Origin of the sequence: Pseudomonas guariconensis, from assembly GCF_015680235.1 — a bacterium.
Classification (GTDB): Bacteria; Pseudomonadota; Gammaproteobacteria; order Pseudomonadales; family Pseudomonadaceae; genus Aquipseudomonas; species Aquipseudomonas guariconensis_A.
In genome coordinates this window covers 1-13,448 of record NZ_JADLJL010000058.1, presented here as the reverse complement: position 1 = coordinate 13,448, position 13,448 = coordinate 1, and the positions used below count along the sequence as shown (strand labels likewise).

At 64.8% G+C, this 13,448-nt stretch carries 11 protein-coding genes; 5 read left to right on the top strand and 6 right to left on the bottom strand.

Annotated elements, in window-relative coordinates; all coding sequences use genetic code 11:
* Positions 1 to 309: 309 nt before the first annotated feature.
* The 3 genes from IRZ56_RS22495 to nhaA all read left to right on the top strand — a co-directional run bounded on the left by IRZ56_RS22495 (position 310) and on the right by nhaA (position 4,251).
* The gene (locus IRZ56_RS22495) at positions 310 to 984 is read left to right on the top strand and encodes a COG3650 family protein (protein ID WP_196146960.1); all 675 of its coding nucleotides are present in this window, start codon (positions 310 to 312) and stop codon (positions 982 to 984) included.
* Positions 985 to 1,087: 103 nt separating this feature from the next.
* Positions 1,088 to 2,701, top strand: a complete 1,614-nt coding sequence (locus tag IRZ56_RS22490) for an NAD(P)/FAD-dependent oxidoreductase (protein ID WP_196146959.1) — start codon at positions 1,088 to 1,090, stop codon at positions 2,699 to 2,701.
* A gap of 356 nt (positions 2,702 to 3,057) precedes the next feature.
* Positions 3,058 to 4,251 carry a Na+/H+ antiporter NhaA gene (gene nhaA, locus IRZ56_RS22485; protein ID WP_196146958.1) on the top strand — a complete coding sequence of 398 codons (1,194 nt, stop codon included), beginning with the start codon at positions 3,058 to 3,060 and terminating at the stop codon, positions 4,249 to 4,251.
* Between the two features lie 65 nt (positions 4,252 to 4,316).
* On the opposite strand, the gene IRZ56_RS22480 is transcribed toward nhaA, so the two are convergent.
* Positions 4,317 to 4,781 carry a glycine zipper 2TM domain-containing protein gene (locus IRZ56_RS22480; RefSeq protein ID WP_084856081.1) on the bottom strand — a complete coding sequence of 155 codons (465 nt, stop codon included), beginning with the start codon at positions 4,779 to 4,781 and terminating at the stop codon, positions 4,317 to 4,319.
* A gap of 146 nt (positions 4,782 to 4,927) precedes the next feature.
* On the opposite strand from IRZ56_RS22480, the gene IRZ56_RS22475 reads away from it, so the two are divergent.
* Positions 4,928 to 5,161, top strand: a complete 234-nt coding sequence (locus IRZ56_RS22475; RefSeq protein WP_196146957.1) for a hypothetical protein — start codon at positions 4,928 to 4,930, stop codon at positions 5,159 to 5,161.
* Here IRZ56_RS22475 and pdxH read toward each other — a convergent pair.
* From pdxH to dinG, 5 genes are all read right to left on the bottom strand, one after another.
* Positions 5,158 to 5,805, bottom strand: coding sequence for a pyridoxamine 5'-phosphate oxidase (gene pdxH, locus IRZ56_RS22470; protein WP_196146956.1), 648 nt, complete (start codon positions 5,803 to 5,805; stop codon positions 5,158 to 5,160). The two genes, IRZ56_RS22475 and pdxH, sit on opposite strands and share 4 nt — an antisense overlap.
* A gap of 19 nt (positions 5,806 to 5,824) precedes the next feature.
* Positions 5,825 to 6,781, bottom strand: coding sequence for an OmpA family protein (locus IRZ56_RS22465; RefSeq protein WP_196146955.1), 957 nt, complete (start codon positions 6,779 to 6,781; stop codon positions 5,825 to 5,827).
* 99 nt (positions 6,782 to 6,880) lie between these two features.
* Entirely contained in the window at positions 6,881 to 8,026 is a 1,146-nt protein-coding gene (locus tag IRZ56_RS22460) for a serine hydrolase domain-containing protein (protein WP_196146954.1), read from the bottom strand.
* 207 nt (positions 8,027 to 8,233) lie between these two features.
* Positions 8,234 to 10,474, bottom strand: a complete 2,241-nt coding sequence (locus IRZ56_RS22455; RefSeq protein ID WP_196146953.1) for a beta-galactosidase — start codon at positions 10,472 to 10,474, stop codon at positions 8,234 to 8,236.
* Between the two features lie 79 nt (positions 10,475 to 10,553).
* Positions 10,554 to 12,698 (bottom strand): ATP-dependent DNA helicase DinG, encoded by a 2,145-nt coding sequence (dinG, locus tag IRZ56_RS22450; RefSeq protein ID WP_196146952.1) that lies wholly within the window; start codon positions 12,696 to 12,698, stop codon positions 10,554 to 10,556.
* Between the two features lie 98 nt (positions 12,699 to 12,796).
* Here dinG and IRZ56_RS22445 point away from each other — a divergent pair, with 98 nt between their 5' ends.
* Entirely contained in the window at positions 12,797 to 13,267 is a 471-nt protein-coding gene (locus IRZ56_RS22445) for a CopD family protein (RefSeq protein ID WP_196146951.1), read from the top strand.
* Positions 13,268 to 13,448 lie beyond the last annotated feature (181 nt).

The window sequence follows — 13,448 nt, the reverse complement described above, 5'->3', positions numbered from 1 at the left end:
ATGTAAGCCATAACGAAAAATGCTCCGTATCTTTCGATACGGAGCATTCTCTTAAAGGGCCGGGCAGATTGCTAGGTTTTCACACAGTCTGTTCGGGCCCTTTTTTCTGCCTGGTTGCGGCGCCTGCACCGGCCCCATCGCGGGACAAGCCCGCTCCCACAGAGGCAGCGCCATATTCGAAAACGGAGCGAGCCTGTGGGAGCGGGCTTGTCCCGCGATGAGGCCGGTGCAAGCACCACAGAAACCTTGTGATCCCCTCCGAGGCTGGGTAACGTGCCCCTTCATTTTGCTGAATGCTGGAGCCCGCCCATGCGCCTCACCCCTCCCCTGCTGCTCGCCACCCTGCTGCCTCTGTTCGCGGGCTGCCAGTTGCTGGCGGACAAGCCTGCCGACCCGAACATCGGCACCCTGCGCATGCAAGGCGAACTGAGCGCCGGGGGTGGCAAGCTGCTGTTCAAGCCTTGCACCGAGGCCCGCCGCTTCGTGGTCAATGACGCCGGCGCCACAGGCCTGTTGCAGGAAGCCGCCAATCTAGCCGACGACGCAGGCGACAAACTCTTTGCCGATGTGCGTGGGCGCCTGGCCGGCAGCAAGCAGGCCGACAACGATGGCCGCCTCGACGTGCAGCGCCTGTATCGCCTCGAACCCTCCACCCGCGCCTGCGAAGACCCCAACTTCAAGCAATTGACCCTGCGCGCCGATGGCCACGAACCCGACTGGGCGATCAAAGCCAGCGGCAACGGCATGATCATCGAGCGCCCCGGCAAAGACCCGCTGCCCCTGCCCTTTCTCGAAGAAGAAGTGCCCGGCGGCGGCCTGACCCTGAGCAGCGAAGCCAACGGCCAGCACATCGAACTCTGGGTTGCCCCACAGCGCTGCGTCGACAGCATGAGCGGCGCCGTGCGCCACTTGCGCGCCGAACTGCGCATCGACGGCCAGACCCTGCAAGGCTGTGGCTACTACGGCGGCGCCCGCGACAACTGATCGCCTGGGCGCTTTTATCCTCCAGCCGAGGCGGCTAACAGCTTATACTTGGCGGTTTGTGTAAAGCCGCCGGCCGCCCATGGCCGGGATACTGGACCCTGCCATGCTACGAATCACCGAACTGAAGCTGCCCCTGGACCACGCCGACGAAGCGCTGCGCGAGGCCATCGTGCAACGCCTGGGCATCACCGATGAACAGCTGCTCGGCTTCACCCTGTTCAAGCGCAGCTATGACGCGCGCAAGAAGAACAGCGAACTGCTGTTCATCTATACCATCGACCTGGAAACCAGCAACGAAGCCGAGCTGCTGCGCAAGTTCGCCGACGATCGCAACATCGGCCCGGCCCCGGACGTGACCTACAAGTTCGTGGGCCAGGCCCCGGCCGACCTGCAGGAGCGCCCGATCGTGGTCGGCTTCGGCCCCTGCGGCATCTTCGCAGGCCTGTTGCTGGCGCAGATGGGCTTCAAGCCGATCATCCTCGAGCGCGGCAAGGAAGTGCGCCAGCGCACCAAGGACACCTGGGGCCTGTGGCGTAAAAGCGTGCTCAATCCCGAGTCCAACGTGCAGTTCGGCGAAGGCGGCGCCGGGACGTTCTCCGACGGCAAGCTGTACAGCCAGATCAAGGACCCGAACCACCACGGCCGCAAGGTCCTGGAAGAATTCGTCAAGGCCGGCGCGCCAGAAGAAATCCTCTACATCAACAAACCGCACATCGGTACCTTCCGCCTGACCGGCATGGTCGAACAGATGCGCCAGGACATGATCGCCCTGGGCGCCGAAGTGCGCTTCCAGCAGAAGGTCACCGACCTGCTGGTCGAAGACGGCCAGCTGACCGGCGTGGTGTTGGAGAGTGGCGAACAGCTGCATTCGCGTCATGTGGTCCTGGCCCTGGGCCACAGTGCCCGCGACACGTTCCGCATGCTTCATGCCAAAGGCGTGTACATGGAAGCCAAGCCATTCTCGGTCGGTTTCCGCATCGAGCACCCACAGACGCTGATCGACAAGGCGCGCCTGGGCAAGTACGCCGGCCACCCGAAACTGGGCGCTGCCGACTACAAGCTGGTGTACCACGCCAAGAACGGTCGTTCGGTGTACAGCTTCTGCATGTGCCCGGGCGGCACCGTGGTAGCGGCCACCAGCGAGCCAGGCCGGGTCGTCACCAACGGCATGAGCCAGTATTCGCGTAACGAGCGCAACGCCAACTCCGGCATCGTCGTCGGCATCGACCCGGAGCGCGACTACCCGGGCGGCCCACTGGCCGGTATCGAGCTGCAGGAGCGCCTGGAAGCCCACGCCTATGTCATGGGCGGCAGCAACTACCAGGCACCGGCACAGCTGGTCGGCGATTTCGTCGCGGGGCGTGCCTCCACTGAACTGGGTAGCGTCGAGCCCTCCTACAAACCCGGCGTCACCCTGGGCGACCTGGCACCCAGCCTGCCGGACTTCGCCATCGAAGCGATCCGCGAGGCCCTACCGGCGTTCGACCGCCAGATCAAGGGCTACAACCTGCACGACGCGGTGCTGACCGGCATCGAAACGCGCACGTCCTCGCCGGTGCGCATCACCCGGGGTGCGGACTACCAGAGCCTCAACCTCAAAGGCCTGTATCCGGCCGGTGAAGGGGCCGGTTATGCAGGCGGCATTCTTTCCGCCGGCGTCGATGGCATCCGCATCGCCGAAGCCGTGGCCCGTGACATGCTGGGGCTCGATGGCTGAGTAGCTGGGCTGTAGCACATACAACCAGCCATCATCCCTGTGGGAGATTACCCAGCCCTTCGGGCTGCGCTGTCGCGCAGAGAACAAGCGGCTAGCGCCGCCCGCTCCCACAAGGCCCGCAAAATCAGATAGTTATGCGTTGTTCTATGAGAGCCTGCTCCCACAGGGGGCAGCGTGCCCCTCCCCTGTGGCAAAAACCACGCAAAAAATCAGAAAAACCCCCTCATCCCCCTTCCCAAAGTTCTCTAGGCTTCGCGAGTCGGGCAGTAAAACCTTATGACAAAAGCGCCGGGCGTTTTGGTTTCAATACCGATGCCGCCACGCTAGGGTTTATCTTTTTCAAACCAAACCTGCTCATGGAGACCCGTTTGGCCGTGCGTACCCTTATTTCCCGTTTCCTCCAGCTGGAAGCCGCGGGTGGCTTGTTGCTGATCGCCGCCGCCGTGCTCGCGTTGATCATCAACAATTCACCCCTTGCCTACCTCTATGGCGGCCTGCTCGACGTGCCGGTCGCGGTCCAGGTCGGTGCCTTGCAGATCGCCAAGCCACTGCTCCTGTGGATCAACGATGGCCTGATGGCCCTGTTCTTCCTGCTGATCGGCCTGGAGGTCAAGCGCGAGGTCGTCGAAGGCCACCTGTCCAAGCCCTCGCAGGTAGTGCTACCCGCCACTGCTGCCATCGGTGGCATGCTGGTGCCGGCACTGATCTACTGGTACATCAACCGCGACAACCCCGCCGCCATCGCCGGCTGGGCCATCCCCACCGCCACCGATATCGCCTTCGCATTGGGCGTGCTGGCACTGCTCGGCAAGCGGGTGCCGGTGTCGTTGAAGCTGTTCCTGATGACCCTGGCGATCATCGATGACCTGGGCGCCATCGTCATCATCGCCCTGTTCTACTCAGGCAGCCTGTCGAGCCTGTCGCTGATGCTGGCCGCTGCCTGTCTGCTGGCGCTGCTGGCCATGAACCGGCTCGGGGTGGTGAAGCTGACGCCCTATCTGCTGGTGGGGCTTGTGCTGTGGGTCTGCGTGCTCAAGAGCGGTGTGCATGCGACTTTGGCCGGCGTGGCCCTGGCGCTGTGCATCCCGCTGCGCACCCGGCCTGCCGAGCCGTCGCCTCTGCTGCGTCTCGAACACGCCCTGCATCCCTGGGTCGCCTATGCCATCCTGCCGTTGTTCGCCTTCGCCAATGCCGGCGTGTCCCTGGCAGGCATGACTGTGGACAGCTTCACTCACCCGGTCCCCCTGGGCATCGCCATCGGCCTACTGGCGGGCAAGACGCTCGGTGTGTTCGGCCTGACGTGGGTCGCGGTCAAGCTGCGCCTGGCCGCCCTGCCCTCTGGCGCGAATTGGGGACAAGTACTGGGCGTGGCCGTTCTTTGCGGCATCGGCTTCACCATGAGCCTGTTCGTCGGCTCCCTGGCCTTCGTACCCGGCGCCAGCGACTTCGCCGGCATGGACCGCATGGGCATCCTCACCGGCTCGCTGTTCGCTGCGTTGTTCGGCTATGGGATCACCGCGATGGCAAGCCGCAAGTCGCTGGGCAACTGATCGCCAGGCCATAAAAAACCCCGACCGGCCTAGCCATGTCGGGGTTTTCATTTTGCCTGCGCCGATCAGTGGGTAACGCGGCTGGTGCCATCGACCGTCAGGATGCGAACACGCTCGCCGACGCGGAAGATCTCGTTCTGCTGCACTTGCTGTACATAGGCGCGCATGCTGCCGTCGTCTTCACGTACGGTGATCTCCACACCCTGGGTACGGGTCAGGCCTTCCTCGGCGGCGGAACCTGCCAGACCGCCGGCAACAGCGCCGATCACCGCGGCAACGATGCTGCCGCGACCGCCACCGATGGCGCTACCGGCCACACCACCGACCACGGCGCCTGCACCGCCGCCGATCGGGGTCTTGGTGCCTTCGATCTTCACCGGACGCAAGGATTCGATGGTGCCCATGCGCACGGTCTGTACACGGCGGGCCTCGTCTCGGGAATAGCTGTCACCGGACAGGTTCGACGCACAACCGCCGAGCAACAGCGACAGGGTGGTGAAACTGGCCACCAGCAAAACGGATTTACGCATGGGAAACTCTCCATAAGTCAGGTGTCCATTAGACCCCGCGCGTTGGCGACTGTCACGACACATACGGTATAAAACTGTTTTTATTCAGCTTGGGTACAGCCTGCATCCACCTGCGGCAGGCCTGTTCATCGACATCAAGGATAGCCATGGATTACTTCATCGTCGTGGTGACGACCGTCGCGGGCCTGTATTTCCATTGGTGGCTGTACGTGCGCATGCGGCGCTGGATGGACCGGGACCTGGCGCTGTCATTGGCAGGCACTGACCCGGCCAAGCGCACCTATATGCTCGAATGCCTCGCACAGGCACGGGGGCAGAAGATCAAGCGAACGGAGCTGGCGGCCTGGCTCGAGCGCCAGGCCGCAGCCTACAAAGGTTAGGGCGCCAAGCGCTCACGCAGCCACTGGCCGTCCACCTTGCGGTAGTTCAGGCGGTCGTGCAGCCGGCTGGCCCGCCCTTGCCAGAACTCGATGCGCTCGGGCAGCAGGCGGTACCCGCCCCAATGCTCGGGACAATGGGGTTGGGTGTCGGAAAAGCGCGCCTCGGTGGCCTTGACCAGCCCTTCGAGTTCCTCGCGACCGGCGATGACCCGGCTCTGGGGCGAAGCCCAGGCCCCCAGGCGGCTGCCCAGCGGGCGCACCTGATAGTAGTCGTCGGACTCCTTGGCCGTGACCTTTTCCACCCGCCCTTCGATACGCACCTGGCGTTCCAGTGCCGGCCAGAAGAACGTCAAGGCGGCAAAGGGGTTGGCCAGCAAATGCTGGCCCTTGGCGCTGTCGTAGTTGGTGAAGAAGGTGAAGCCACGCTCGTCGAGCCCCTTGAGCAACAGTACCCGGCAATGCGGACGACCTTCGCCATCGACGGTGGCGAGGGTCATCGCATTGGCCTCCACCGGTGGCTGCTCGGTCTTCACCGCCTCGCCGAACCATTGGTGGAACAGGGCGAACGGCTCGCCCGGGGCCTGGTCTTCGGCCAGGCCATCGCGGGTGTAGTCGCGGCGCATATCGGCCAGGGACTGGGTCATGACAGCGTATCCTTAACGGTCAGTTGGTCTTGGCAGAGGCAACTTTCTTCTCGGTAGTGGCCTTCTTGGCAGTCGGTTTTGCCGCAGCCTTCTTCTTCGCGGTGGTTTTGGCCGGAGCCTTGGCCTTGGCGGTGGTTTTTTTCGCGGCAGGCTTGGCGGCGGCCTTCACTGCCGGCTTGGCAGCCGGTGCCTTGTCCTGGACAGCGACCATCGAGGCCGGTGCTGGAGCCGGTGCAGCCTGCTGGTACTTGGCCAGCAGCGCAACCATGGTGTTCTGCGGGGTCAGCAGCATTTCCACACGGCGGTTCAGAGCACGGCCTTCGGCGCTGTCGTTGGCAGCACGAGGCATGACCGAGCCCATGCCCTTGAGGGTCAGGCGGTCACGCTGCAGGCCGCTGAGGCGGAAGATCGCCGACACCGAGGCGGCGCGCTCGAGGCTGAGCTTCTGGTTGGCTGCTGCGGCACCGCTGGTGTCGGCATGGCCCAGGACCAGCACGGCGGTCTTGGGGTCTGTCTCAACGGTCTTGGCCACGCGGGTGATCGGGCCCAAGGTCATCGGCAGCAGCATGTTCGGGCGGTCCGGGTTGTACGAGCCATCCACCGGGATGGTCACGGCCAGTACGTTGTCACGGCGCTCGAGCTCGAACTGGCTGCCCTTGATCGCTTCGCGCACCTTGGGCTCGTACTCGTCCAGCCAGGCCTGGGTGGCCTTCTGGTCGATCTTCGGCACCACCGGGCCCTTGGCCTGCTTGTCGTCGCCCCCGAAAGGCCACCACCAGCGGCTGGCGCTTTCGGATTTGGCGTCGGCCTTGGCCACCTTCTCGGTCACGGCCTCCTTCACTTCCTGCTCGGCGACTTTGTCCGAGCCGAAGGGCCACCAGCTGTTGCCCGCGTCGCTCGACGCATTCTGCGAGTGCTGGGCGCAACCAGTCGCGGCCAGACACAGGGCGAGTGCTAAGGTTTTATGTGAAGACATCAGCGATACACCATGAATTAGAAAGAGATTTTGCCCACACACACCAGGCGTTGGCATTGAGGATAGTCAAAGGGTCCGGGCAATACCCGCATTACCCGATCAAAGGCAACTGGCAAGGACACGCACCAGTTTCTGGGCCCGAGGGTCCATCAATACATAGGGGCCAAGGGTATTGGTGACGAAACCGAAGGCCACGTCGTGCTCGGGGTCGGCGAACCCGACCGAACCACCGGCGCCTGGGTGACCAAAGGCACGCGGCCCCAGGCCGAAGGTGGCATTGGCCACTTCGGGCTGGTCGAGCATGCAGCCCAGGCCGAAGCGGGTCTGGGTCAACAGGGTGCGGTCCTGGCCGAGGCTGTGTTCACGGGTCAACTCATCGAGCAGCTCCGACTCCAGCAGGCTGCCGTCGAGCAGGCCGGCATAGAACCCTGCCAGGCTACGTGCATTGCCGTGACCATTGGCCGCTGGTTGTTGCATCCGTCGCCATTCGGGCTTGTTGGTGCTGGTGAGGATGGCCGGCGGGTTGGTGAACGCTCGGGTCGACAAGGCCTCGGGCTCGCGCAGGGTGACCTGCAGCAGGCGCTGGGCGGCGGCATCGCCGGGGTTGCCCTTGCCACGGGCGATGTGCGCCACGCGGTGGAATTCTTCGTCAGCCAGGCCTACATGGAAGTCCAGGCCCAACGGCCGGGCGGTGCGCGCCACGATGGATTCCCCCGGGCCACGACCGTCGACACGGCGGATCAGCTCGCCAATCAGCCAGCCGTAGGTGATCGCGGCATAGCCATGCTCGGTACCGGGCGCCCACCAGGGTGCTTCGGCCGCCAGGGCATCGACCATGACCTGCCAATCGTACAGCGCTTCGGCCGGCAGTAGCTCGCGGATGGCCGGCAGGCCGGCGCGGTGGCTGAGCAGTTGGCGCAGGGTCACGGCCTCCTTGCCGGCCTGGGCGAATTCAGGCCAGTAGCGGGCCACGGGGGCGTCCAGGGCCAACTTGCCCTCGCCTACCAGTTGCAGGGCCGTCACGGCGGTGAACGTCTTGGTGCAGGAGAACAGGTTGGCGATAGTGTCGCTGTGCCAGGCTTCCCGGCCGTCCTTGTCGGCGCTACCAGCCCACAGGTCGACCACGGTTTCGCCGCCGACTTGGATGCACAACGCCGCACCACGCTCCTGGGAATCGTCGAACAAAGCGGCGAAGGCCTCGCGCACCGCCTCGAATTTCAGCTCATAGTGACCCTGGATCTGCACCCGACCGCTCTCCGTACGACTTTTCTCAACAAAGTCGTGCATTGTTCCAGTAGTTGGTCGATTTGCAAACTGAATGTGGCCGGATGGTCGTGTAGGGCGACCATCATCGTTTGGCCTCATCGCGGGACAAGCCCGCGCCCACACGCAGCGACGCGGCATTTCGCGGGCGGCATGCCTGTGGGGCGAGCTTGGGGCGAACGGCCATGTTTAGTGTTGCGCTGGCTGCTCCAGCGCCTTGCGTAGGTGTTCCATGACCTGCAGGTTGCTTTTGCGCACCGCCTCCACGAACCCGGGATACGGTACGTCGGTTATGGCCACCAACCCGAGGTGGCCGTTCTCACCATCCAGCAGGCGGCCGGTGGCCGGCTGGTCGAGGTACTGGAACCAGTGCGCCCCGACGATCGTCGGCTGGGCCAGGGCAGCCTTGAGGAAAGTGCCGTAGGCAGGCCCACGGTCCTCTTCGCGCGCGACTTCCAGCGGCCCCGGCCAGAACGGGCCGCGGTCACGGGAACCGAACTGGAACTCCGACACCAGCACCGGCTTGTCCAGCTCGGCCAGGCGGGCGAAGTCGTAGCCGTCTTCAGGCTTGAGGGTATAGAAGTTGAAGCTCAGCACGTCGCAGAACTCGGCGCAGGCCTTGACCGCCTCCGGTGTGCTGACCGCGTAACGACCCCCCAACAGCAGGTGGTTGGGGGCGTGCCATTTCAAGGCATCGGAAATGGTCTTGAAATAGGTCTCGGCGAACACCTGCTGGAAATGCTGGTAGTCGCGCTCGATTTCGGGATTCTCGGGGCTGGGCAATGGCGCTTCGAAACCAGGGTCTTCCATCAGCTCCCATGCCTGCAGGTCGATGCCCCAGGCCTTGGACAACCCTTGCTGGTTGCGGTACTTGTCGCGCAACTGTTTGAGGAAGGCGCGCTTGGCGGGTACGTCGGTGGTCAGGCGCAGGGTGCCGTAGGCCAGGCCGTAGCGGGCCTTGGGGTCATCACCAGGCGCAGCCCAGGCCAGCTCGTTGTCGGCGAAGTAGCCGATCAGCCAGGGGTCGTCACGGTGGTCACGGGCAGCAATGGCCACGGCGCGCTCGGTGGCCATGGCGAAGCGCGGGTCGAACGGGTCGGGCATGCGTCCCCACCAATCCATGCCGGTGCTGATGCTGGTGTAGTCACCGACGATCGACAGCGGCAAGGTGTAGGGCATCCGCCGGGCCTTGCCCAACGCCGGGTCGCTCCAGTTGCCCAAGGTATTGAAACCCCAGGCCTGCAGGCGATCCAGGGCATGGGCCTGCCAACGTGGCGCATCCACGGTCGCTGGCGGACAGGCGACCGCTGGCTGGCCCTTGGGGCTTGCCGGGCATGGCTGGCCATAGGTGCGCTGCAGGTTCGCCGCATAGAAGTCGAACCAGCGGCCTTGCTTGAAGTTACGCCCCTGGGACGAAGCATTGCCGTCATCGTTGTTGCCCTGGCCATAGAACGCGGCCAGCGGCTCGCCCTCGCCCGGCAAGGCCTTGAACATACCCTCGCGGCCTTGCACATAGGTTCGCCCGCCATCGGCAGCTACGGCATTGACACCCAGCGAGTAGAACGGATGGCCATCCGGGGTGACCAAGTACCAGCGACCGTCGCGCTTCTCGGTGCGGAAGAAGCCTTTGGCTTCGAATGCAGGCCCGGCCAGCAGGCCGCCATAGGCATCGAGCTTGTGCTTGCCACGCTCGGCGAGCCAGCCCTTTAGCTGTTGTCGCTCACGGCTGTCGGCGGCCTTGAGCTGTTCGTCATTGGCGATCTTTTCCGGCCAGCGCCCTCGGGTCGACTGGCCGTACGCATCGAGCAAACCTTCGTAGGCAGCCTTGAACGCCTGGTCGTCGTCCTGGATGCCGACCTTCTCGATGAGCAGGTTCTGGGCGACTTTGGGGTTGGGAATGCTCAGGCTGACGGCGACCACCTGCTTGAGGTCGATGTCCCCGGCACTGCTGGTCAGCAACAGGCGCTGCCCTTCGTATACCCAGGGCATGGGTGGCCCTGCGCGCATGCCCTGGCTCAAGGGCGAGCGCGCCGAAAGCGGCACCATCACCGTCTGCGCGGGCCCCGCGGGCAGGTCGACCCGGCTGGTCAGGGTGCGCCCGTCGCTGCTCTGTACCGTGACATGCACCGTCAAGGCCCAGTCCATGGCGCTTTGCAGGCGCAAGGTCAGGGCCTGGCCGGCAGACCAGTCCCAGGCACCGCTTTGCGGGCTCAGGCGCAGGGTCGGCTGTTGCACGGGGTCGAACACCACGCGCCGCAGTACTTCGCCTTCGGCTGTCTGCTCGGCGTTGTACTGCGGCATACGGGCACCGACGGTGGTCACGTTGACCACCGAAGCCGGGCGCACGAAGCTGAACAACGTCTGTTGCCCAGCCAGCAAGGGCGGGCTGAGCAACAGGGCAAACACGGCAGGCAGGGTACGGCGGATCATAGGGTTGCAGCTCTCCTTCAGGGCACTGGGGCCCGCGACAGGTCATAGACAACGGGGCCGGAGCTTCGTGCTCCGCCCGTCAGGAAATCTCTCGCCGGAACGGCGGCAGCGCATTGAGGATAGCCTTGCCATAGCGCTGGGTGACCAGGCGACGGTCGAGCAAGGTGATGACGCCACGATCCTGCTCGGTCCGCAGCAGGCGGCCGCAGGCCTGGATCAGGCGCAGCGAGGCGTCGGGCACGGCGATCTCCATGAACGGATTGCCGCCACGGGCCTCGATCCATTCGGCCAGTGCCGCTTCAACCGGGTCGTCCGGCACGGCAAAGGGGATCTTGGCGATCACCACGTGTTCGCAATAGGCACCTGGTAGGTCGACCCCTTCGGCGAAGCTCGCCAGGCCGAACAGCACGCTGTGCTGGCCATCGTCCACCCGCGCCTTGTGCTTGTTCAGGGTTTCCTGCTTGGACAAGTTGCCCTGGATCAGCACCAACTTGCGCCAGTCCCGGTCCAGGCCGTCGAAGACGTCCTGCATCTGCTTGCGCGAGGAGAACAGCACCAGCGCGCCGCGGGCCTCCTCGAGCATGTTCGGCAGCTCACGGATGATCGCCGCGGTGTGGCCCGGCACATCACGTGGGTCGGCCCCCAGGTCGGGGACCCGCAGCAGCCCGGCGTCGCCATGGACGAACGGGCTGGGCACCACGCATGTGACCGCGTCGCGGGGCAGCCCCGAGCGCATGCGGAACCGGTCGAACTTGCCCAGCGCGGTCAGGGTCGCGGACGTCACCAGGGCGCCATGGGCCACGTTCCACAGGCTGCGGCGAAGCATTTCGGCCGCCAGGATGGGGCTGGCATTGACTTCGATATCGAATAGCACGCCGCTCTCGGCCAAGGTGAGCCAGCGAGCCATGGGCGGGCTGTCTTCAGGGTCTTCGGCGGTAAAGGCGGTCCACAGCTCCCAGTTGCCTTGGGCACGGGTCACCAGGCTGCCGAACAGCGGATACCATTCTTCGGCCTGGTGGCTGGCGATGCCGATGTTGACCTCGCCATCCATGCCTTCCTTGAGCAGGTCGGCCAAACGGGTGAACAGGTCGTTGAGGCGGGCGAAACCTTTTTTGAGCTCGATGCCGACCTCACGGATCTGCTCCGGCACCACGCCGCCTTCGAAACGGTAGCGAGGGCGCTCGCGGCCCTCCATGTCCTCGCCGGGGCGGAAGTCCGCCACCTGCTCGCACAGGGTGAACATGAATTGCTGCTGGGTGCGTACTTCCCGCGCCAGCTCCGGCACCTGTTCGATCAGCTTGCCCAAGTCGCCCGGCAACGGGTGCTGGGCCAGCAGCTTGGTCAGGTTCTTGGCCGTCTGCTCCAGCCAGTCGGCGGTGGAACGCAGGCGCGAATAGTGAGCGAAGTGGCCGATGGCCTTGTCGGGCAGATGGTGGCCTTCGTCGAAGACGTACATGGTGTCGCGCGGGTCGGGCAGTACGGCTCCGCCACCCAGCGCCAGGTCGGCCAGGACCATGTCGTGGTTGGTGACGATGACGTCGACCTTGCCCATGCCCTCGCGGGCCTTGTAGAACACGCACTGCTGGAAGTTCGGACAGTGGCGGCCGGTGCACTGGCTGTGGTCGGTGGTCAGGCGTGCCCAGTCCTGGTCCTCCAGGGCCTCGGGCCAGCTGTCACGGTCGCCGTCCCAACGGTTGCCGGCGAGCTTCTCGATCATGCTGTTGAACAGCTTCTGGCTCCTTTCATCGACCTCGATGCGAAAGCCCTCCTCCTCGAAGAGCTGGGCGGTGGCCGACTGGGCGTGGCCTTCCTGCAGCAGGATGTCGAGCTTGGACAGGCACAGGTAACGACCGCGGCCCTTGGCCAGGGCGAAGCTGAAGTTCAGGCCGCTGCTGCGCATGAGGTCGGGCAGGTCCTTGAAGACGATCTGCTCCTGCAGGGCGACGGTGGCGGTGGCGATCACCAGGCGCTTGCCGGCTGCCTTGGCGGCCGGGATCGCGGCCAGGCTGTAGGCGACCGTCTTGCCGGTACCGGTACCGGCCTCCACCGCGACCACGGCGGGCTCACCGGCGCGGCGCCCTTCGTCGTCGCAGGCGATGTCGCCGAGGACCTTGGCCACTTCGGCGATCATCAGGCGCTGGCCGTAGCGGGGCTTGAGGCTCTTGGCTTCGAGAAAACGCGAATAGGCGCCCTGGATGGTGGCTTTGAGTTCGTTGCTGATCATGGTCTGCAGGCGCCCGAAGGGCTGGATGAATTTTCAGTGTTTCGCATGGGCCGGCTATCATACCCCGCTATCGACCTTTATGCCCCATGGAGAACCACATGCTTGCCTTTGCCCTGCCCTACACACTGCATGTCCTGGCAGCCCTGGTCTGGGTCGGGGGCATGTTCTTCGCCTGGCTGGTGCTGCGCCCGGCAACGGTTGCAGCGCTGGAGGGGCCGGCGCGGCTGAAGCTGTGGGTGGAAGTTTTCCGACGCTTCTTCGGATGGGTCTGGCTGGCGGTGGCGGTCTTGGCGATCAGTGGTATCGGGATGTTGCACATGCGCTTCAACGGCTTCGAGACCGCGCCACGTTATATCCAAGTGATGATCGGCGGGGGGATCGTCATGTTTGCGTTGTTCATGCGGGTCCAGGCGCTTTTGCTGCCGCAATTGCGGGCGGCGGTGCAGGGCGAGGACTGGGCAACGGGGGCATCGGTGCTGGGGCGGATCCGGCGGATGGTCGGGGTCAACCTGGTGGTGGGGGTTCTGGTCGTGGGGGTGGCGAGTTCGCGGGTTTGGGTTTGGGTTTGAGGGTTGGGCCTTGGGCCTTGGGCCTTGGGCCTTGGGCCTTGGGCCTTTAGATAGCATGAGCATTCATTTCTGGCGGTAGCGCCACTGGCGCTTTTCGCCTTTACGGCGACCTACTTTTGCTCTTGGGCAAAAGTAGGCAAAAACCGCTGGCTCCTGCATCCGGCCCCTGCGCTGCGCTCCG